The sequence below is a fragment of the Streptomyces sp. Xyl84 genome (genome assembly GCF_059731885.1).
Genome location: NZ_AP029182.1, coordinates 3,359,116 through 3,379,740, shown reverse-complemented (window position 1 = coordinate 3,379,740; position 20,625 = coordinate 3,359,116). Strand labels below are relative to the sequence as shown.

20 protein-coding genes are annotated in these 20,625 nt (G+C 72.0%); 9 read left to right on the top strand and 11 right to left on the bottom strand.

The features are described from left to right. Positions 1–24: 24 nt before the first annotated feature. Positions 25–900, bottom strand: coding sequence for a Pr6Pr family membrane protein (locus AC6I72_RS14565; RefSeq protein WP_498001201.1), 876 nt, complete (start codon positions 898–900; stop codon positions 25–27). Between the two features lie 536 nt (positions 901–1,436). Next, positions 1,437–2,363, bottom strand: coding sequence for a metallophosphoesterase (locus AC6I72_RS14560; RefSeq protein ID WP_498001200.1), 927 nt, complete (start codon positions 2,361–2,363; stop codon positions 1,437–1,439). A gap of 456 nt (positions 2,364–2,819) precedes the next feature. On the opposite strand from AC6I72_RS14560, the gene AC6I72_RS14555 reads away from it, so the two are divergent. After that, positions 2,820–3,284, top strand: coding sequence for a GatB/YqeY domain-containing protein (locus AC6I72_RS14555; RefSeq protein WP_037850601.1), 465 nt, complete (start codon positions 2,820–2,822; stop codon positions 3,282–3,284). Positions 3,285–3,451: 167 nt separating this feature from the next. On the opposite strand, the gene AC6I72_RS14550 is transcribed toward AC6I72_RS14555, so the two are convergent. Further along, complete coding sequence (locus AC6I72_RS14550; protein WP_498001199.1) at positions 3,452–5,728, bottom strand: transglycosylase domain-containing protein; 2,277 nt, start codon at positions 5,726–5,728, stop codon at positions 3,452–3,454. A 555-nt stretch (positions 5,729–6,283) separates the two neighbouring features. Between AC6I72_RS14550 and wblA the strand changes: the two genes are divergently transcribed. Next, positions 6,284–6,622 (top strand): transcriptional regulator WblA, encoded by a 339-nt coding sequence (wblA, locus tag AC6I72_RS14545; protein ID WP_498001198.1) that lies wholly within the window; start codon positions 6,284–6,286, stop codon positions 6,620–6,622. 121 nt (positions 6,623–6,743) lie between these two features. On the opposite strand, the gene bagB is transcribed toward wblA, so the two are convergent. Together bagB and bagA are read right to left on the bottom strand one after the other, a co-directional pair. Further along, a complete protein-coding gene (gene bagB, locus AC6I72_RS14540; RefSeq protein ID WP_498001196.1) occupies positions 6,744–8,216 on the bottom strand; it encodes an ATPase BagB in 1,473 nt (490 codons plus the stop codon). Then, positions 8,213–9,199 (bottom strand): ATPase BagA, encoded by a 987-nt coding sequence (bagA, locus tag AC6I72_RS14535; RefSeq protein WP_037850592.1) that lies wholly within the window; start codon positions 9,197–9,199, stop codon positions 8,213–8,215. The genes bagB and bagA overlap by 4 nt, the downstream gene beginning before the upstream one ends. Positions 9,200–9,465: 266 nt before the next feature. On the opposite strand from bagA, the gene sp36 reads away from it, so the two are divergent. From sp36 to AC6I72_RS14515, 4 genes are all read left to right on the top strand, one after another. Next, positions 9,466–9,624 carry a Sp36 family protein gene (gene sp36, locus AC6I72_RS14530; protein ID WP_086024262.1) on the top strand — a complete coding sequence of 53 codons (159 nt, stop codon included), beginning with the start codon at positions 9,466–9,468 and terminating at the stop codon, positions 9,622–9,624. Beyond that, positions 9,621–10,085 carry a RidA family protein gene (locus tag AC6I72_RS14525; protein WP_037850590.1) on the top strand — a complete coding sequence of 155 codons (465 nt, stop codon included), beginning with the start codon at positions 9,621–9,623 and terminating at the stop codon, positions 10,083–10,085. Before sp36 ends, AC6I72_RS14525 begins: the two co-directional genes overlap by 4 nt. Positions 10,086–10,175: 90 nt before the next feature. Beyond that, positions 10,176–11,048: an NUDIX hydrolase gene (locus AC6I72_RS14520; protein WP_498001195.1), complete on the top strand. Its 873-nt coding sequence runs from the start codon at positions 10,176–10,178 to the stop codon at positions 11,046–11,048. 136 nt (positions 11,049–11,184) lie between these two features. Then, complete coding sequence (locus AC6I72_RS14515) at positions 11,185–12,030, top strand: MBL fold metallo-hydrolase (RefSeq protein ID WP_498001193.1); 846 nt, start codon at positions 11,185–11,187, stop codon at positions 12,028–12,030. Between the two features lie 137 nt (positions 12,031–12,167). Here the strand turns inward: AC6I72_RS14515 and AC6I72_RS14510 are convergent, their stop codons facing one another. The 3 genes from AC6I72_RS14510 to AC6I72_RS14500 form a co-directional block, all read right to left on the bottom strand. Beyond that, positions 12,168–13,403, bottom strand: a complete 1,236-nt coding sequence (locus AC6I72_RS14510; protein ID WP_497999393.1) for an IS701 family transposase — start codon at positions 13,401–13,403, stop codon at positions 12,168–12,170. 163 nt (positions 13,404–13,566) lie between these two features. Then, complete coding sequence (locus tag AC6I72_RS14505) at positions 13,567–14,316, bottom strand: nucleotidyltransferase domain-containing protein (protein ID WP_498001191.1); 750 nt, start codon at positions 14,314–14,316, stop codon at positions 13,567–13,569. Between the two features lie 80 nt (positions 14,317–14,396). After that, a complete protein-coding gene (locus tag AC6I72_RS14500) occupies positions 14,397–15,071 on the bottom strand; it encodes a Crp/Fnr family transcriptional regulator (protein WP_009189818.1) in 675 nt (224 codons plus the stop codon). A 328-nt stretch (positions 15,072–15,399) separates the two neighbouring features. Here AC6I72_RS14500 and nth point away from each other — a divergent pair, with 328 nt between their 5' ends. From nth to AC6I72_RS14485, 3 genes are all read left to right on the top strand, one after another. Beyond that, positions 15,400–16,476: an endonuclease III gene (nth, locus tag AC6I72_RS14495; protein ID WP_498004693.1), complete on the top strand. Its 1,077-nt coding sequence runs from the start codon at positions 15,400–15,402 to the stop codon at positions 16,474–16,476. A 175-nt stretch (positions 16,477–16,651) separates the two neighbouring features. Continuing rightward, positions 16,652–17,374: an NUDIX hydrolase gene (locus AC6I72_RS14490; protein WP_498001190.1), complete on the top strand. Its 723-nt coding sequence runs from the start codon at positions 16,652–16,654 to the stop codon at positions 17,372–17,374. A gap of 144 nt (positions 17,375–17,518) precedes the next feature. Beyond that, positions 17,519–18,718 (top strand): MarP family serine protease, encoded by a 1,200-nt coding sequence (locus tag AC6I72_RS14485; RefSeq protein ID WP_498001189.1) that lies wholly within the window; start codon positions 17,519–17,521, stop codon positions 18,716–18,718. Positions 18,719–18,804: 86 nt separating this feature from the next. On the opposite strand, the gene AC6I72_RS14480 is transcribed toward AC6I72_RS14485, so the two are convergent. From AC6I72_RS14480 to AC6I72_RS14470, 3 genes are all read right to left on the bottom strand, one after another. Further along, positions 18,805–18,984, bottom strand: coding sequence for a hypothetical protein (locus AC6I72_RS14480; protein ID WP_366725293.1), 180 nt, complete (start codon positions 18,982–18,984; stop codon positions 18,805–18,807). A gap of 158 nt (positions 18,985–19,142) precedes the next feature. Next, a complete protein-coding gene (locus AC6I72_RS14475) occupies positions 19,143–20,093 on the bottom strand; it encodes an alpha/beta fold hydrolase (RefSeq protein WP_498001188.1) in 951 nt (316 codons plus the stop codon). Then, the gene (locus AC6I72_RS14470; protein WP_498001187.1) at positions 20,090–20,584 is read right to left on the bottom strand and encodes a phage holin family protein; all 495 of its coding nucleotides are present in this window, start codon (positions 20,582–20,584) and stop codon (positions 20,090–20,092) included. The genes AC6I72_RS14475 and AC6I72_RS14470 overlap by 4 nt, the downstream gene beginning before the upstream one ends. Between the last annotated feature and the right edge of the window lie 41 nt (positions 20,585–20,625).

The following is a 20,625-nucleotide window of genomic DNA, read 5'->3' as shown; positions in this document are numbered from 1 at the left end:
CTTGTCGCGGCGACGACGTTTACTTTAGCCCACCGGGGGCCTGAGACGAAATCCGGTTTTGGTGCGGCGGCGGACCGGGTTCGGGCGGGCGTGGTCGAGGGCCACCAGGAGGAGGGCGAGGGCGTAGAAGGAGAGGCCCAGGAGGAGGGCGTTGGCCAGGACGTGTTTGTAGCCGTGCCGGCCGACGTCCAGGAAGGCGTACAGGTAGCGGTGCGCGGAGCCCGCCGGGAGCAGTTCGCCGCGGGTCAGGGAGAAAGCCAGGTAGGCCAGGGGGTAGAGCAGCCAGGGCGCGGCCTGTCGCAGGTGGAGGCGGGCCGGGGTGGTCAGTACGAGCCAGTCCAGGAGGGCGGCGACCGGGATCACCGTGTGGAGGAGCCGGCCGGCCACCGACTGCCAGAGCGGGTGGGTGCCGGGGGAGTCCGTGATCGAGAACGGCGGGGACGCCTCGGTCAGCAGCAGGTGGTAGACCAGTGCCGTCATGGTGACGTAGAGCACGGCTGCGCCGGTCAGGGCCGCCGGTGCGGGGCGGCGGGCGGTCCAGGCCCTGCGGGCCGAGAGGGCGAGGGCCAGGACGAGCACGAGGGTGCTCTGGATCGCGAAGTGGCTCAGGACGTGCAGCGGCGGGCCGACGATGATCTCGGCGGTCACCGCTGCCGCAGCCACCGCGGCGACCAGGAGGCGGTAGACCGCCGTCCACGGGCGGCGCACGGGCGTCACGACAGCGGTCGCGGGGACGACGTAGGGCGCCAGTGCCGTGATGCCCGGGATCGCGGGGAGGTCCGGGATGTCCCGGGGGATCGAGGGCGTCGGGGACGCCGCGGGTGTGGCGGGTGGCGAGTCTGGCGAGGGAGCCGGGGTGGGCGGAGGCGGCGACGGTATCGGAGGTATCGGCGCGGTCATGCCCTCACCGTAGGAAGTGTGGGCGTAATGGGCGATGTGGGTGGTCTATGTGGGTTACGGGCGGATTATGTCCGTCGGGTGGAGTGAGTTCCTGGGGCCTCCCTGGGCGGGTTCCTTGGGCGGCCCCCCGGGGTGGGTTCCTTGCGGGGTAGCCCCTGGGATTGGGTGTGCCCCTCGTTCCGGGTGCCTCTCGGGTGGAAGGGCAGCAGCCGCAGGCGCGTATCCGGCACCTCCGCGACCCCGCACCGCCCCCGGGTGCCACTCAGGCCGCCCCTCCGGGCGACCCGCCCCGGACATTCCCCAGAAGGCGCCTCTCCGGGCATCCAGGCTCCTCCGCCCCAGGCGCCCGGCTCACCACGGTCCAGGCGCCCCCGCCCTCCGCTCACCGCCGCGCCAGGCGCCCCGATCACCGCGGTCCCAGGCGCCGTGCCCCCCGGCTCACCGCTGCCCCAGGCCGCCCCCCGCTACCGCCGTTCCAGGTCCCCCGCCTCCCGACCGCCCAGGCTCCCCGCCCCGGCCCTCGCCCCCCGGCCCCGTCAGTCCCGGCTCACCAGTGTCAGCAGTGTCGCCTCCGGCGGGCAGGCGAAGCGGACCGGGGTGTAGCGGTTGGTGCCGCAGCCGGCCGAGACGTGCAGGTAGGACGTGTGGCCCTCGGACGTGTGGGTGGACAGGCCCTTGACCCGGTCGGTGTCCAGGTCGCAGTTGGTGACCAGGGCGCCGTAGAAGGGGATGCAGAGCTGGCCGCCGTGGGTGTGGCCGGCCAGGATCAGGGGGTAGGCGTCGGCCGTGAAGGCGTCCAGGACGCGCAGGTAGGGTGCGTGCACCACGCCCATGGAGAAGTCCGCGTCGCCGGACGGGCCGCCGGCCACGCGTGCGTAGCGGTCCCGCTTGATGTGCGGGTCGTCCAGGCCGGTCAGTTCCACCGAGACGCCCTCGACCTTCAGGGTGCCGCGGGTGTTCGTCAGGTTGAGCCAGCCCGCCGCGTCGAAGCCGTCGCGCAGATCCTCCCACGGGTTGTGGACGGCGCCGACCGCGGGCGCGTTGCCGTTGAGGCCGTGGCGTCCGCTCGCCTTCTCCAGCAGGTAGCGCGCCGGATTGCGCAGCTTGGGGCCGTAGTAGTCGTTGGAGCCGAAGACGTAGGCGCCCGGGAACTCCATCAGCGGGCCGAGCGCGTCCAGGACCTCCGGCGCACCCTCCGGGTCGGAGAGGTTGTCCCCCGTGTTGATCACGAAGTCCGGGCGCAGGCCGGCGAGCGAGCGCAGCCAGCGCTGCTTCTTGCGCTGGCCGCCGACCATGTGGATGTCGGAGACCTGCAGGACCCGCAGGGGGCGCATACCGGAGGGCAGGGCCGGGACCGTCACCCGCCGCAGACGGAAGGAGCGGGCTTCGAATCCCGCCGAGTAGAGGAGACCGGCGGTCGCGACCGCCGTGATGCCCAGGGGTACTCCGTATCGCGCGCGCATGTGTCCATCGTCTCAAAACCCTGCCGTGCCGCGGAAATCAGCCGTGGGGACGGATTACGGCGTACGCCGGTGTACGGGTGTACGGGTGTACGGGTGTACGGGTGTACGGGTGTGCGTCGTTGTGACCCGCCGTACGCCGTCCTGCGTCCTGGCACCGGCACCCGGTCGGTGGGGTGGGGGGGGGACCCGCCTCCGGTCGGAGTGGTGAGACCGGTGCCCGGTCGGTGTGACCGGCGTTCGGTCGGTGTGGTGGGGTCGGCGTTCGGTCGGTGTGACCGTTGTCCGATCCGTGTGACCGGCGTCCGGTCGGAGTGGTGGGACCGGCGTCCGACCGGTGTGCGAGACCGTCGTCCGATCGCTGCGCGGGACCGGCGTCCGTCGCTGCGTGGGACCAGCCCGCGCCGGTGCGTGAAATCGGCGCGCGTCCGGCCGGGCGTACCTGCGACAATCAACTTCATGACCACCCTCAAGTCGAAGCTGCACGAAGACCTCAACGCCTCGATCAAGGAGCGCGACGAGCTGCGCTCCTCGACGCTCCGGCTGACGCTCGCCGCGATCACCAAGGAGGAGGTCGCGGGCAAGGAGAAGCGTGAGCTGTCCGACGACGAGGTCCTCAAGGTGATCACCAAGGAGGCCAAGAAGCGTCGCGAGGCGGCCGAGGCCTTCGCGCAGGGCGGTCGTACGGAGTCGGCCGAGCGGGAGCGGGCGGAGGGTGAGGTGCTCGCGGCGTACCTGCCCAAGCAGCTCTCCGACGACGAGCTGAACACGATCGTCGCCCAGGCCGTCGAGGAGGCCAGGGCGTCCGGCGCGGAGGGCCCGCGGGCCATGGGCGCGGTCATGAAGATCGTGAACCCGAAGGTCGCGGGGCAGGCCGAGGGCGGCCGTGTCGCCGCCGTGGTCAAGAAGCTGCTGGCCGGCTGAGACCGGGAGGGGCGGGGGCAGGGGCTGGGATTCGTCGGCCCGGAACCCCCTGGATGCGTCCCTGAATCCTGAATGCGAAGAGGGCCGCCCGGCTGTCTGCCGGGCGGCCCTCTTTTTCTTCCGCTGTCCGGCCGCTCTACGTACGCCGGCGCGCGTCGGTGGCACCGTCAGCCGTGCTGTCCGCCGTTGCCGTTCCTGTGCGTGCCGCCGCCCTGCCCCTGGATGAAGCCGCCGGGGAAGCCGGGGAGCCCGGTGCCGCCGGGGAGGCCGCCGCCGTTGTCGCCGTCACCTCCGCCTCCCCTTCGGCCTTTTCCCTTGTCACGGCCCTTTCCCTGGTCCTGCTGCTTGCCCTTGTCCTGGTCCTTGCCCTTGTCGGCGTCCGGGATGTCGACGAGGTTGAAGGACGGGGCGGGCTTGCCCTGCAGGGCGCCCGTCATCGCGTCCCGCCAGATCGGACCGGGCACGTCGGCGCCGTAGACCAGGCCGTGCAGCACACCGCCGATGCGGATGTCGGTCATCTTGACCTTCTGGGTGGCGCTGCCGACCCACACCGCACCCGCCAGGTTCGGCGTGTAACCGACGAACCAGGCGTTCTTGCGCTCGTCCGTCGTACCCGTCTTGCCGGCGTTGTCACGGTCGGAGAGGCCGGCCTGCTGGCCGGTACCGGAGTCGATCACGCCTTGCAGCAGCGTGTTCACGGTGTCCGCGGTCTTCTCGCTCATCGCGCGCGTGCACGTCGTCTTCGGCACGGCCAGGGGCTTCTCCTGCCCGCCGACCTTCTGCGTGATCGACTCGATGGCGACCGGGGTGCAGTAGGTGCCGCGCGAGGCGAACGTGGCGTAGGCGCCGGCCATCGTCAGCGGCGAGATGCCGACCGCGCCGAGCGCGATGGAGGGGGCCTGCGGCAGCTTCTTGTTGTCGCCCTGCACGACGTGCAGCTTGTCGGTCATCGTGGTCACCGGGCAGAGGCCGATCTCGGAGATCATCTGCACGAAGTAGGTGTTGACCGACTTCGCCATGGCCTCCTTCATGGCGTACGGGCCGTGCTCGGAGGTGCTCTCGTTCTCCACGTTGTCGTGGTACGTGTTCACCCAGCGCTTGCCGTCGCACGCCTGGACCGGGCTCGGGTACGGCATCTTGTACGGCGACGAGTACTGCTGCGTGGGCGGCTTGCCGCCCTCGATCGCCGCCGCCGCCACGAACGGCTTGAACGTCGAACCGGTCGGGAAGCCGTAGTTCGAGCCGCCCGCGTCGCTGCCGACCGAGTAGTTGATCTCGGTCTCGTTCTTCCCGTAGCCGTACGGCTTGGACTGGCCCATCGCGACGATCTTGCCGGTGCCCGGCTGGACCAGCACGGCCGCCGACGCGACGGGGTCCGACTGGTAGATGTGCTGCTTGAGCGAGGCCTGCACCGACGCCTGGGCCTGCGGGTCCAGCGTGGTGCGGATGGTCAGGCCGCCCTGGTTCCAGATCTTGGCCCGCTCCGCGCGGGTCCTGCCGAAGACCGGCTCGTTCAGGAAGACCTTCTCGACGTACTTGCAGAAGAAGGCCGAGTCCTTGACCGCCGTGATGCAGCCGTTGCGCGGACGGGTGACCTTCAGCTCCAGCGGCGCCTTCTTGGCCTTGTCGGCCTCCGCCTGCGAGACGTCCCCGACCTCGGCCATGCGCTGCAGCACGGTGTTGCGCCGCTTGGTGGCCTCGGCCTCGTCGTTGACCGGGTCGTAGCGGCTCGGCGACTGGACGACGCCGGCCAGCAGCGCCGCCTCGGGGAGCGTGAGGTCCTTGGCGTGCTTGGAGAAGTAGCGCTGGGAGGCGGCCTCGATGCCGTAGGCCTGCTCACCGAAGAAGGTGATGTTCAGGTAGTTCTCGAGGATGCGCTGCTTGCCGAGGTCCTGCTCGACCTGGATCGCGTACTTCAGTTCCTTGATCTTGCGGCCGAGGGTCTGCTGGGTGGCCTGCGCGACCTTCGTCGGGTCGTCGCCGGCCTCCTCCACGAAGACGTTCTTCACGTACTGCTGGGTGAGTGTGGAGGCGCCCTGGGCGACCCCGCCGCTCGTCGCGTTCTTGTTGAGCGCGCGCAGGACGCCCTTCAGGTCGATCGCGCCGTGCTGGTAGAAGCGCGAGTCCTCGATCGCGACGATCGCCTTCTGCATGTACGGCGAGATGTCCTTCAGCTCCACCACCGTGCGGTCACGGGAGTAGACCTGGGCGAGCTGGTTGCCCTCGGCGTCCAGGATGGTGGTGCGCTGACTGAGCGGCGGACGCTTGAGGTTGGCCGGGATGTCGTCGAACCCCTGGACCGACCCCTTGGCCGCGAGGCCCAGTGCGCCGGCCGCGGGCAACGCGATACCGGCCAGCACCGCTCCGGCGAGCACACTGACACCGAGGAACTTGGCGGCCTGCTGCGTTGGCGACTGGCCACCGCCCGAGCGCTTCTTTGGCATGGGGGCAGCCTACGTTCTCATTCGCCGGACACGCGTATATGCCTTGGCCTAAGCTGCTCTCGGCTGTCACAGCGGTACGTTCATGTATCCATACGTCCGGCGATCCCGAAACGTTCCGGACGGTGCGGTTTCTCCACGCGTTTCGCCATCGGGCCGGTTTCCGGGGCGTGTCAGTGCCTGCCGGGCGGCGGGAGGCAGTGGTGCCGGGGTGCACCGGGTGGTGCCGGGGTCTACCGGGTGGTGCCGGGCGGGTGCGGCCTTGCCGGCGGGCGACGGAAAGAGCGGGAAAGGCGTGCCCGGAATCGCCTCGTGTGTGACGCGACGTCCGGTGTGCCGCAAGCGGACTGCCCTGTTGTGTCAGGGAATGGCGCGGATGTCGCCACCTCACTCCCCCGGGTGATCTGCCGCTAACCCATAGTCCGTTCGGACCATTCAAGATTGGGCCCGCTGGGGGTGTTGCGCTGTCCCCACCTTCCGTAACGTCCTCAACTGGCGGCGGTGAATATGCCGCTGCCGCCGTGGGGGAGCCTCGATTCGGGAGAGGACGGCGCCGGTATGGGCTGGGTAACCGACTGGAGTGCGCAGGCGGCCTGCCGCACTACCGATCCGGATGAACTGTTCGTTCAGGGAGCAGCGCAGAACAGGGCCAAGGCGGTGTGCACGGGGTGCCCGGTGCGCACCGAGTGCCTCGCCGACGCGCTCGACAACCGTGTCGAGTTCGGCGTCTGGGGAGGCATGACGGAGCGGGAGCGCCGCGCACTGCTGCGCAGACGGCCGACCGTCACCTCTTGGCGGCGGCTGCTGGAGACCGCTCGCATGGAGTACGAGCGCGGCACGGGCCTCGTCTCCCTCGACGACGACGCGGTGTACGAGAGCTACGCGGCGGTGAGCTGAGGGCGTCCCGGGCACGTACGCGCCCTGTCGCGCCGCTTTCCCGGCCGCCGGACGGCCGGCCTCCACGGTCTCGGGTCCCGGACCCCCTCGCTCCCTCCCTCAGCCACCGTCCCCGGTGTTCTCAGGCGCCCGGCTCGGGCAGTTCGCGGCGGTTGTCCGCGAGCCGTTCCCCGATGTCCCGCAGCCCCGTGAGGTCGTGCACGTCACCGGGCAGCGCGGCCACCTCCGCGACCGCCACCTCGGGGTGCCGGGCGGCGAAGCGGTCCCGCGTGCGCTGCTCGCGCGCGAGCAACTGCATGCGCTCGGCGTGCAGCCGCAGCAGGCCCGCGGTGACCTGGGCCACGGGATCGGCCGGCTCGGCGGTCTCGGCTTGCTCGGCGGGCGCGGAGGACTCCGCGTCCTCGGCGTGTTCGACGTGCTCGGTGGCCTCGGCGGAAGGGCCGGGCGCCGGACCGGGAGAGGCAGAACCTGAAGAAGCGGAACCTGAAGAGGCAGTGCCGGAAGAGGCGGAACCGGGGGAGTCGGAACTTCCGTACGTTTCGGGAGAGTTACGAAGTCCAGCTTTCCCGTCGTCCTGATCCACAATGCGGGGCTCTTCAAGATTTTCCGCCGCCGCGAGCGCCCGTTCGGCCGACAACTGGCCTGCGGCGCTGCCGTGGACGCGGTTGAGCACCAGCCCCGCCAGCGGCATCTTCTCCGCGGCCAAACGCTCCACGAAGTACGCCGCCTCGCGCAGCGCGTCCCGCTCCGGGGCGGCGACCACGAGGAACGCCGTCCCCGGCGCCTGGAGCAGCTTGTACGTGGCGTCCGCGCGCGTCCTGAACCCGCCGAAGGTGGTGTCCATCGCCGCCACGAACGTCTGGACGTCCTTGAGCAGCTGACCGCCGAGCAGCTTGCCGAGCGTGCCGGTCATCATCGACATGCCGACGTTCAGGAACTTCATGCCCGCGCGTCCGCCCAGCTTCGCCGGGGCGGTCAGCAGCCGGATCAGCCGGCCGTCGAGGAAGGAACCGAGCCGCTTGGGCGCGTCCAGGAAGTCCAGCGCCGAGCGGGAGGGCGGCGTGTCGACGACGATCAGGTCCCACTCGTCGCGCGCCCGCAGCTGGCCCAGCTTCTCCATCGCCATGTACTCCTGCGTGCCCGCGAAGCCCGCCGAGAGCGACTGGTAGAAGGGGTTGGCCAGGATCGCGGCGGCCCGGTCGGGGTCCGCGTGCGCCTCGACGACCTCGTCGAAGGTGCGCTTCATGTCGAGCATCATGGCGTGCAGCTCGCCGTCGCCCTCGGTGCCCTTCACCCGGCGCGGGACGTTGTCGAGGGAGTCGATGCCCATGGACTGGGCGAGCCGGCGGGCCGGGTCGATCGTCAGGACGACCACCTTGCGGCCCCGCTCGGCGGCCCGCAGTCCCAGGGCCGCCGCCGTCGTCGTCTTGCCGACCCCGCCCGAACCGCAGCACACCACGATCCGGGTCTGCGGGTCGTCGATCAGCGGGTCGACGTCCAGCACGCGCGTGTGGACGAGGCGGCGCGCGCCGTCCTGGTGAGGGTGCGCGGAGGAACGTTCGGTCTCCCGCGCGCGGGCCGGGTCCGGGCTCATGACATCCCCTGCATTCCCTGCTTCCGCAGCTCGGTCGCCAGTTCGTACAGGCCCGCCAGGTCCATGCCCTCGGCGAGCAGCGGCAGTTCGTGCAGCGGCAGGCCCAGCTCCGTCAGGACCGACCGCTGCTCCTGCTCCAGCGCGTACCGCTCGGCGTACTCGTCGGCCTGGCCGAGCAGCGGGTCCACCAGCCGCTCGGCGTTGCCGCCGCGCCGGGCGCCGCCGAGGCCCGCGGAGGACAGCGAGCGGGCGAGCGCGGTCCGCGGCACGGTCCGTACGAGTTCCAGGTCGGCCGCGTCGAGCACCTGCGGCCGCACCATGTTCACGACGATGCGGCCCACCGGGAGCCGGGCGGCGCGCAGTTCCGCGATGCCGTCCACGGTCTCCTGGACCGGCATCTCCTCCAGCAGCGCCACCAGGTGCACGGCCGTCTCGGCCGACTTCAGCACCCTCATCACGGCCTGCGCCTGATTGTGTATCGGGCCGATCTTGGCCAGCCCGGCCACCTCGTCGTTGACGTTGAGGAAGCGGGTGATGCGGCCGGTCGGGGGCGCGTCCATCACGACGTAGTCGTAGGCGAACCGGCCGCTCCTGTCCTTGCGCCGCACCGCCTCGCACGCCTTGCCGGTCAGCAGGACGTCCCGGACGCCGGGTGCGATGGTGGTCGCGAAGTCGATGGCGCCGAGTTTCTTCAGGGCCCGCCCCGCGCTGCCCAGCTTGTAGAACATCTGGAGGTAGTCCAGCAGTGCCAGTTCGGGGTCTATGGCGAGTGCGTACACCTCCCCGCCCCCGGGGGCGACGGCGATCTTGCGTTCCTCATAGGGCAGCGCCTCCGTTTCGAAGAGCTGTGCGATGCCCTGGCGGCCCTCGACCTCGACGAGGAGCGTCCGCTTCCCCTTCGTGGCCAGGGCCAGCGCGAGGGCTGCGGCGACCGTGGTCTTTCCGGTCCCGCCCTTGCCGCTGACGACCTGGAGCCTGCTCACGCCTTCGAGCCTAACCAGTCCGCGCTCGGCTCACGCGGGAGGCTGTGGACAACCGCATCCGCTGTGGCGTCCCCGAGCCCGTCACCCGGGCGTCGCGGTGGCCGGCACCCGGGCGTCACCGGGGCCGCGGCGCCCGCCCCCGGACCCTCTGGCGCCGTCGTGGGCGGCCGCCTCTGCGGCGGGCGGCGGAGGGCGCACGGCGGGCGGGCGAGCGGCCCGGGCGGCGCGGTCGCGGCACCGGTGACGGCAGCGGCTACAGTCGCCCCATGACCAAGTGGGAATACGCAACCGTGCCGCTGCTCGTCCACGCCACGAAGCAGATTCTGGACAACTGGGGCGAGGACGGCTGGGAGCTGGTCCAGGTCGTGCCCGGGCCCAACCCGGAGCAGCTGGTGGCCTACCTGAAGCGGGAGAAGCAGGCATGAGCGCGGTCGAGGCGAAGCTGGCCGAACTGGGCCTGACGCTGCCGGAGGTCGTGCCGCCGCTGGCCGCCTACCAGCCGGCCGTGCAGTCAGGACCGTACGTCTACACCGCCGGCCAGCTGCCGATGGTGGACGGCAAGCTCCCGGTCACCGGCAAGGTCGGCCTCGAGGTCACCCCCGAGGAGGCCAAGGACCTGGCCCGCACCTGCGCGCTGAACGCGCTCGCGGCCGTCAAGTCCGTCGCGGGCGACCTGGACCGCATCGCGCGCGTGGTGAAGGTCGTGGGCTTCGTCGCCTCGGCGACGGACTTCACCGGCCAGCCCGGCGTCGTCAACGGTGCCAGCGAGCTGCTGGGCGAGGTCCTGGGCGACAAGGGTGTGCACGCGCGCAGCGCGGTCGGTGTGGCGGTGCTGCCGCTGGACGCGCCCGTCGAGGTCGAGATCCAGGTCGAACTGGCTCCCTGAGCCGGCACCCGGCCGATCGGCGGGTCCCTTACCTCGGGCACCTCTCCGGCACCTCTCGAACATTCGCGCGCCACGGGATAGCCTCCGGCCATGGCGAATGGGCAGTGGTTCCCCCCGGACTGGCCGGACCGCGTCCGCGCGCTCGCGGACGGCACCCTCACCCCGGTCGTGCCCAGACGTGCGGCCACCGTCATGCTCCTGCGGGACACCGGCACCGGCCCCGCCGTGCACATGCTGCGCAGACGCGCCTCCATGGCCTTCGCCGGAGGCGCGTACGCGTACCCGGGCGGTGGTGTCGACCCGCGCGACGACGACCAGCAGGTGCGCTGGGCGGGTCCCACGCGCGCGTGGTGGGCAGACCGGCTCGGCGTGGACGACGCGGCGGCCCAGGCGATCGTCTGCGCGGCCGTCCGCGAGACGTACGAGGAGGCGGGCGTCCTGCTCGCCGGGCCGGGCCCCGACTCGGTCGTCGGCGACACCACGGGCGCGGACTGGGAGACCGACCGCGCCGCCCTGGTCGCGCGGGAACTCTCCTTCGCCGAGTTCCTCGACCGCCGCGGCCTGACCCTGCGCTCGGACCTGCTGGGCGCCTGGACGCGGTGGATCACGCCCGAGTTCGAACCTCGCCGCTACGACACGTGGTTCTTCGTGGCCGCCCTCCCCGGGGGGCAGCGGACCCGGAACGCCTCCACGGAGGCCGACCGCACGGTGTGGATCCGTCCCGCGGACGCGCTCTCCGGGTACGACAAGGGCGAGCTGCTGATGATGCCGCCGACCGTCGCCACCCTGCGCCAGCTCCTTCCCTTCGGCAGCCCCGCGCAGGTGCTGGAGGCGGCGGGGGAGCGGGACCTGACCCCCGTGCTCGCGCGGGCCCGCCCGGTGGACGGCGAGGTCGTCCTGTCCTGGCCGGGCCACGACGAGTTCACCCTGCGCATCCCGGCCGGCGGGACGGCGTCCGCATGACCGCGCCCACGCTCCGGCCCCCGTACCGGCGCCCCTCCTGCCCGCGGCCCCGGCTCGCGTCCCGTCCGCGCCTCCGGCCGGGCCCCGGCCCCCGCCTCCGGCTTCGTACGGCCGACGCCCAGGAAGGTCCCCTCGCATGACGGACGCAGCAGCGCTCCCCGGCCAGCCCCGCGGCGGTGTCCTGTCCGGTCCCGCCACCGCGCGGGCGGTCAACGTCCTCGCGCCCAACGCCTCCGCCATGACCCTGGACGGCACCAACACCTGGATCCTCTCCGAGCCCGACTCGGAACTGGCGGTGGTGATCGACCCGGGCCCGCTCGACGAGGGCCACCTGCGCACCGTCGTCGGCACCGCCGAGGAGGCGGGCAAGCGCGTCGCCCTGACCCTGCTGACCCACGGGCACCCCGACCACGCGGAGGGCGCCGCCCGCTTCGCCGAGCTGACCGGCACGCGCGTGCGCGCGCTGGATCCGGCCCTGCGGCTGGGCGACGAGGGCCTCGGGGCGGGGGACGTGATCCGGGTCGGCGGCCTGGAGCTCAGGGTCGTACCGACGCCCGGCCACACCGCGGACTCCCTGTGCTTCCACCTACCGGCCGACCGGGCGGTGCTCACCGGTGACACCATCCTGGGCCGCGGCACGACGGTGGTGGCCCACCCCGACGGCCGGCTCGGCGACTACCTGGACTCGCTGCGGCGTCTGCGGTCCCTCACGGTCGACGACGGGGTGCACACGGTCCTGCCGGGCCACGGGCCGGTCCTGGAGGACGCCCAGGGCGCGGTCGAGTACTACCTGGCGCACCGCGCCCACCGGCTGGCCCAGGTCGAGACGGCCGTCGAGGACGGCCACCGCCGCCCGGCCGACGTCGTCGCGCACGTGTACGCCGACGTGGACCGCTCCCTGTGGCCGGCGGCCGAGCTGTCGGTACGGGCCCAGCTCGACTACCTGGAGGAGCACGGGCTCATATCGGGCCCGCTCGGCTAGGCACTGTCTAGTAGTGCTTCGTTAGGTTCTGGGTCTCGTTCTGCTTCTGCTGGTCGGCAGGGGTCGGCGGCAGGTGGTGCAGGTGCCGGTCCAGCACCTCAGCAGGTCCTGGAGGACATCGAGGACCTGGTAGAGGGTCAGGCCGGCATCTGGGCTTTTGGGTCGAGCCGCCGCAGGGTGAGGAAGGCCTGGGCGGCGGTGACGAGGGTGACGTGGTGGTGCCAGCCGCGCCAGGTGCGGCCCTCGAAGTGGTCCAGGCCCAGACCGTGCTTGAGTTCGCGGTAGTCGTGCTCGATCCGCCAGCGCATCTTCGCCCATCGCACCAGGTCGGCGATCGGGGTGGTGGCGGGCAGGTTCGATATCCAGTAGCCCGTCGGGGCGTCGTGGCCTGCGGGCCACTCCACCAGCACGGTGCGTGTGGGCAGGACGCCGTCCCACCGGCTGCGGCCGCCGCCTGCCGCCTGAGCCGCGGCCAGGGCCTGCTTGCCCGCCGGCCTCACCGTCAGCACCGCGAACTGGGAGGTCATCGCGCCTTTGCTGCCCTGCCGCCAGGTCACCTCGGTGAGCCGGTCAGCGCCAGCCTCGATCGCGTGGACTGAGAGGGATCGTGGCTCGGTGCGGTAGCGGGGCAGGGTCGGCGGCCCGAGCCCGCCATAGGCAGGGCGGTGAGGGGCGACGTCACGGGCATGGGCGATCTCCTTGCCCGTCAGCGCGAGCACGTAGGACAGACCGCGTTCTTCCAGGCCGGCCCGGAAGGGTGTGCTGACCCCGTATCCGGCGTCGGCGACCACGACCGGCGCCTTCAACTGCCAGTCGGCGAGCGTGTCGAGGAGTCCGAGCGCGAGGCGCCATTTCTCCTGGTGGCCGGTGCCGTCCGGGACTCCGGCCCTGCGGCATCGGTCCGGCTCGTCCGTCCACTCCTTGGGCAGGAACAGCTCCCACTCCAGCGGGCAGGAGGCCGTGTCGGTGGCCCCGTGGACGCTGACCGCGACCTGGCAGTTCGCCCGTTTCCCCAACGCTCCGCAGTACTGGCGGGCCACCCCGACCGACGCCGTCCCGCACTTGGGGAACGACACGTCGTCGATCACCCACACCTCCGGGACGATCACCTCGCACAGCCGCCGGGCGATCCGCCGCCGCACCGGCAGCGGATCCCATGGCGACTGGTTCACGAACTGCTGCAGGGCCTGCATGTTGCCGTCCGGCAGCCGCTCGGCCATCGGCTGGATCGACTTCCGACGGCCGTCCAGCATCAAACCCCGCAGATAACACTCACCCCACCGCCGCTGATCCCGCCGCGGCAATGAACCGAACACATCGGCAACGAACTCCGATAACTCGCCCCGGAGCCGTTCCACCTCCCCCAGCCTCATACCAGAGAAGATGCCCACCACCAGCCGAGATCACCCAAGGTAACGAAGCACTACTAGGGGCCGCTCGGCGGGCGCGACTCCCCCCCGGCACCGGCCCGGCCGGCGCGGCTCATCCGGCGCCGGCTCCTCCGGAGCGGGCCCGGGTCCTGGCTCGGGGGCCGGCTCAGGGGCGGGGTGCCTTGACGCCGTGCACGCGCGCGTACTCCCCGGCGAGCCAGGGGCCGAGGTCGTCGACGCAGGTGCGCAGCAGCGAGAGGTCACCGACGGGTTCGTACCCGCGCACGGCCGCCGCGGTCATCTGCGCGGCCCGCGCCGGGTAGTACGTCCCGAAGGCGGCGGCCATCTCGTGCAGGTCGCTGGTCCAGCCCTGCCAGCGGCCCATCACCAGGGTGAAGCCGGTCCGGACGAGGTGGCGGGACATGAACCGGACCAGGGGCCTGCGGGCCTCCTCGGTGTCCCCGGCCGCGGCGATCCGTTCCCGCCACCGGGGCAGGCTCAGGGCCAGGTCCCCGTTGGTCTCGCGGGCGAGCAGCGGGTCGTCCGGCCGGTAGCGGGGCAGGCGGGCGGCGAGATCCTCCCCGAGCAGCGGCGTGCACAGGCAGGCGACGAACCAGCCCAGGTCGTGGCGCTCCAGGTCGCTCAGCAGCCGCTCCCGGCCGTGAAGGAGCGTGCCGACACCGTCGATCTGCGGGAACTCCTGATCGAGGTCCGCGCCGAGGGCCCGCGCCTCCTGCCGGTCGGTGTCGCTCGGCTCGTCGTGCAGCGCGACCAGCAGGTCCAGGTCGCTGCGGCCCGCGCGCGCGGTGCCGCGGGGGATCGACCCGTAGAGGTACGCGCTGTGCAACCGCGGGCCGTAGAGGCGGGACAGCCGGTGGCGGGCCGCCTCGACGACGGGGCGGAACACGGCGGGCACCCGCGCGAGAGATCCTTCGCGCGCGATGTGCCCCTCCGGGGTGAGGCCCTTGCCCGGGGCGGCTCGCGGACCCGGTGCGGTCAGCGCGACCTCTTGGCCAGCCGCTCCACGTCGAGCAGGATGACCGCGCGCGCCTCCAGACGGAGCCAGCCGCGCTGGGCGAAGTCGGCCAGGGCCTTGTTGACCGTCTCGCGGGACGCGCCGACCAGCTGGGCCAGCTCCTCCTGCGTCAGGTCGTGCACCACGTGGATGCCCTCCTCGGACTGCACCCCGAAGCGGCGGGAGAGGTCCAGCAGGGCGCGGGCGACACGGCCCGGCACGTCGGAGAAGACCAGGTCGGACATCTGGTCGTTGGTCTTGCGCAGGCGGCGGGCGACGGCGCGCAGCAGGGCGCCGGCCACCTCCGGCCGTACGTTCAGCCAGGGCTGGAGGTCGCCGTGGCCCAGGGCGAGCAGCTTGACCTCGGTCAGCGCCGTCGCGGTCGCGGTGCGCGGGCCCGGGTCGAAGAGCGACAGCTCACCGATCAGCTCACCGGGGCCCACGACGGCCAGCATGTTCTCGCGGCCGTCGGGGGACGTGCGGTGCAGCTTGACCTTGCCCTCGGTGACCACGTAGAGGCGGTCGCCCGGGTCGCCCTCGTGGAACAACGAGTCGCCACGGGCGAGAGTCACCTCCGTCATGGAGGCGCGAAGCTCCGCGGCCTGCTCGTCGTCGAGCGCCGCGAAGAGCGGATTGCGCCGCAGAACGTCGTCCACGAGTTCTCTCCTTGTCGACCTGCTCAGGGGATCTTGCTCCCCCGTCGCCAGGGGACCGTGTTCCCCATTTTGCCGGACGGTCCAAACAGTGTGATCTGTCACAAGGATGCCGTACAGGTGTCCCGGGGTACGCGGCAGGGGTCCAATCGGGCGCCGATCTTCGGGGTCCGGGGCGGATGTCGGTGCCGGGCCGTAGGCTGGCCGGGTGTCCGAATCGCCGGTGAGAGCACAGGCCTAGGGGGCTGGGCGGGTGGTTGTACGTAAGGATTCCGCTGTGGGCGAACAGGGGCCCGACGGCGGTGGCAGCGCGGCCGAAGCGGCGGAGAAGGTGCCGTCGGAACCGGCGAGGAGGGCGGCCGGCGCGAGGAGGTCCGCCGACGGTCCCGCCGGTGCGAAGAAGGCCGCCGGGAAGTCCGCCCCCGGCGCCGCCGACGCGAAGAAGAGCGCGAAGAAGAGCGTGAAGAAGACCGCCGCGAAGGCCGTCGGCGGCACGAAGGACACACCCGCCGGGAAGTCCGCTGCCGTGCGGAAGGCCGCGCCCCCCAAGAAGGTGACCGCCGCCCCGGAGAAGGTCACCGCGGCCGTGCGCAAGGCGTCCCCCGTCATGACCGTCGCCCCGAAGCCGCCGAAGGGCGAGTCACGCACCGCCCTGGTGCGCAGGGCCCGCCGCATCAACCGCGAACTGGCCGAGGTGTACCCCTACGCCCACCCCGAACTGGACTTCGAGAACCCCTTCCAGCTGCTGGTCGCCACGGTCCTGTCCGCCCAGACCACCGACCTCCGGGTCAACCAGACGACCCCCGGCCTGTTCGCCAGGTACCCCACCCCCGAGGACCTGGCGGCCGCCGTCCCGGAGGAGGTCGAGGAGATCCTGCGCCCCACCGGTTTCTTCCGGGCCAAGACCAAGTCCGTCATGGGCCTGTCCAAGGCGCTCGTGGAGGAGTTCGGCGGCGAGGTCCCGGGCCGTCTGGAGGACCTGGTGAAGCTGCCCGGCGTCGGCCGCAAGACCGCCTTCGTCGTGCTCGGCAACGCCTTCGGCCGGCCGGGCATCACCGTCGACACCCACTTCCAGCGGCTGGTGCGGCGCTGGCGGTGGACCGAGGAGAGCGACCCGGACAAGATCGAGGCGGCCGTCGGCGCGCTCTTCCCCCGCGGCGAGTGGACCATGCTCTCGCACCACGTCATCTTCCACGGCCGCCGTATCTGCCACGCCCGCAAGCCCGCCTGCGGCGCCTGCCCGATCGCCCCGCTCTGCCCGGCGTACGGGGAGGGGGAGACCGACCCGGAGAAGGCGAGGAAGCTGCTGAAGTACGAGAAGGGCGGCTTCCCGGGCCAGCGCCTCAAGCCGCCGCAGGCCTACCTGGACGCGGGCGGCAAGCCGGCGCCGCCCCTGGCGGGGCGATGACCGGCGGAACGATCCCGGTGCCCTCGGGCGTTGGACACGGCAGGACGACGGCGAGGAAGGGCACGCGCACGGACGGCAACACGGGCACGGAGGCAGGTACGGACGCGGGCACAGGTGCGGGTACGGCCGCGGGTGCGGGCCGAGGGACGGGTGCGGGACCGGGGAGGGGGTGGCGATGACGAGGGCGAGCGAGACGGCGCACGGAATCCGGGCGGCCCGGCCGCAGGGCGGCCCGGTGGCGCTGAGCACGGAGGGACTGCCCCCCTGGCTGGAACCGGTCGTGCGGGTCGTCGAGACGGTCCAGCCCGTCCAGCTGAGCCGCTTCCTGCCCCCCGAGGACGGCGCGGGACGCCAGTCCGCCGTCCTCGTCCTCTTCGGCGAGGGCGAGCGCGGACCCGAGCTGCTGCTCATGGAACGGGCGAGTTCGCTGCGCTCGCACGCCGGGCAGCCGTCCTTCCCCGGCGGCGCGCTCGACCCCGAGGACGGCGACCCGCACGGCGAGGGCCCGCTGCGGGCCGCGCTGCGTGAGGCCGAGGAGGAGACCGGACTCGACCCGGACGGCGTCCAGTTGTTCGGCGTGCTGCCCCGCCTCTACATCCCCGTCAGCGGCTTCGTCGTGACGCCCGTGCTGGGCTGGTGGCGCGAACCCAGCCCCGTGGGCGTCGTCGACCCGGCGGAGACCGCCCGCGTCTTCACGGTCCCCGTGGCGGATCTCACCAACCCCGGCAACCGGGCCACGACCGTGCACCCCAGCGGCCACCGGGGACCGGCATTCCTGGTCGAATCGGCCCTCGTGTGGGGTTTCACGGCCGGAATCATCGACCGTCTGCTCCACTACGCGGGCTGGGAGACGCCGTGGGACCGCGACAAGCAGGTCCCGCTCGACTGGCGGTCATGACAGGGTGGGCGGGTGCCGTTCGGGCCGGGACTCCGAGGACGCCGTGTCCTGGGGCCGCCGCGCGGCCGGCCGGACCCCGGCCGACCTGTGACCTGTGACCCGTGACTGGGGTGACCGGAAGACGATGAGGCGAGGCTCGACGCAGTGAACGTGCTGGACATCCTGCTGCTGGTCGCCGCCGTGTGGTTCGCGGTCGTCGGGTACCGCCAGGGATTCGTCGTCGGCATCCTGTCGGTGATCGGTTTCCTGGGCGGCGGCGTGGTCGCCGTGTACACGCTCCCGGTCATCTGGGACGCCCTGACGGACAACTCGCCCATCAGCACCACCACGGCCGTCGTCGCGGTCATCGTCGTCATCGTCTGCGCCTCGGTCGGCCAGGCCCTGACCACCCACCTCGGCAACAAACTGCGGGTGCACATCACCTGGTCCCCGGCCCGCGCGCTGGACGCGACCGGCGGCGCCCTGGTCAACGTCCTCGCGATGCTGCTCGTCGCCTGGCTGATCGGCTCGGCCCTGGGCGGCACGACGATACCGACCCTCGGCAAGGAGGTCCGCAACTCCCGGGTGCTGCTCGGGGTCTCCCAGGTGATGCCCCAGCAGGCGGACACCTGGTTCACGGACTTCACCTCGGTCCTCGCGCAGAACGGCTTCCCGCAGGTCTTCAGCCCGTTCGCCGACGAGCCCATCACCGACGTACGGCCCCCGGACCCGGCCCTGCGGCACAGCGCGGTCGCCCACAGCGCCAAGCGCTCCGTCGTCAAGGTCGTCGGCACCGCGACCAGCTGCGGCAAGATACTGGAGGGCAGCGGCTTCGTCTTCGCCGACCGCCGCGTCATGACCAACGCGCACGTCGTCGGCGGCGTCGACGAACCCACCGTGCAGATAGGCGGCGAGGGCCGCAAGTACGACGCGAAGGTGGTGCTCTACGACTGGCACCGCGACATCGCCGTCCTCGACGTACCGGACCTGAAGGCGCCCGTGCTGCACTTCTCCGACACGGTCGCGCACAACCAGGACAGCGCGATCGTCGCAGGCTTCCCGGAGAACGGGTCGTACGACGTCCGCGCCGCGCGGGTGCGCGGGCGCATCACCGCCAACGGCCCGGACATCTACCACCGAGGCACCGTCCGCCGGGACGTCTACTCGCTCTACGCGACGGTCCGCCAGGGCAACTCCGGCGGCCCGCTGCTCACCCCCGACGGCAAGGTCTACGGGGTGGTGTTCGCGAAGTCCCTCGACGACGCCGACACGGGCTACGCGCTCACGGCGCACGAGATCCAGCAGGACATCGCCAAGGGGCGCACGGCGAACCAGCAGGTGGACAGCGACCGCTGCGCGATGTGAGGCCGGCCCCGGTCGCCGGGCGGAGCCCGGTGGCAGGTCCCGGAGAGGTGTCCGAAGACAGACTCGAAGACGGACCCGGTGACGGGTCAGCCGCGGGGATGCCGCAGGCGCACCGAGACCCAGCGGGCCCGGCGGCGCAGGATGCGCGGAATGCCGACCCGGGGGTCCGTGTCCGTCAGTTGCGGGGCGTCCCCGTGGAGGGAGCCCGGAACGCTCGCCGAACGGCGGGTGCGTGCTACGTCACTGTAGTCGTGCGTCCAGCCCATACCCCGACGTTTGCCCCGTCCGAAGGTCGATAACCGCCCGCGGGCGCCCCAATTGGCCTATGCGCCGGGCAATTGGCCGTTCGTTGGACAGGTGTTCACGTTCGGATACCGGGCGCACCGGAACCGTCACGGACCGGTCACGCAGCGAGCAGGACCGGTCACCGGTCGGGCTCGGGATCCTTCAGCCAGTTGATCAGTTCGGTCGAGAAGGCCACCGGGTCCTCCTCGTGCGGGAAGTGCCCGAGGCCGTCGAACAGCCGCCACCGGTAGGGAGCCTCCACGTACTCGCCGGAACCGGCCGCGCTGCGGGTGCGCTGCACCGGGTCGAGGGAGCCGTGCAGGTGCAGCGTGGGGACGAGCACCGGCCGCTTCATCCGGCGGTAGAACTGGATGCCGTCCGGGCGGGCCAGGGAACGCACCAGCCAGCGGTACGGCTCGACGGAGCAGTGGGCCGTCGACGGGATGCACATGGCCCTGCGGTAGGTGTCCACCACGTCGTCGTCCGGCAGCCGCGGCCCCGACCAGTCCCGTACGAGACGGGCCACCAGCGCGCCGTCGTCGGCCGTGAGCTGCCGCTCGGGGATCCACGGCCGCTGGAAGCCCCAGATGTAGGAACTCGCCGCGGTCTGCCGGGCGTCGGACAGCATCGCCGAACGCCAGCGCCGCGGATGGGGCATCGAGGCGACGGCGAGGCGCCGGACGAGCTTGGGGCGCATCGCCGCCGCCGTCCAGGCCAGGTAGCCGCCCAGGTCGTGGCCGACCAGCGCCGCGTCGGGCTCGCCGAGGGAGCGGATCACCCCGGTGATGTCCAGGGCGAGGTTGGCGGGGTCGTAGCCGCGCGGTGTGCGGTCGCTGCCGCCCACGCCGCGCAGGTCCATCGCGACGGCCCTGAAGCCCGCGTCGGCGAGCGCGGTGAGCTGGTGCCGCCAGGTCCACCAGAACTGCGGGAAGCCGTGCAGCAGGAGCACCAGCGGTCCGTCACCCGCTTCGGCGATGTGGAAACGCGCGCCGTTGGCGGCGACGTCCCGGTGCGTCACCTCGCTGTCGCCGGGGATGCCGATCCGTACGACCGAGGTCGATTGCGCCGAAGGGGTGGCGGGGTCCGTCATGAGGACGAGCGTGCCACAGCCTCGATGGCCGGCGGGGTCCGGTCCTCCAGAGCGGAGGTCTCCGGGCGCGGGTGGGGCTTGGCGTTCTGGAGCACACCGGCGGTCTGCTTCATGGAGGCGGCCACCTTCTGGGGGCCCTTGCTCTTCTTGGCCTTCTTGGCGAAGACGATGCCGATCAGCCCGAGGAACCCGGCGACCAGGACGTTGGCGGCGAAGGAGAGCACGAAGCAGATCGCGAGGTTCCAGTGGCTCCAGGTCCGGATGCCGTACGCGAGCGCGAAGTTGAGCATCGGCAGCGAGAAGAGCAGGACCGCGCCGGCCACCGAGAACGCGCCGCCGCTCACCGCGCCGCGCTTGACGTCCTGCTTCAGCTGCGCCTTCGCCAACGCGATCTCGTCATGCACCAGCGCCGACATCTCCGCCGTCGCCGAGGCGAACAGCTGGCCGATGCTGCGTTCGGCGCCGACCGGGCTGCCGTCGGGTGCGCTCATCGCGGTCTCCCTCTTCTGCCTGACTCTGCGTTCCGGGACGG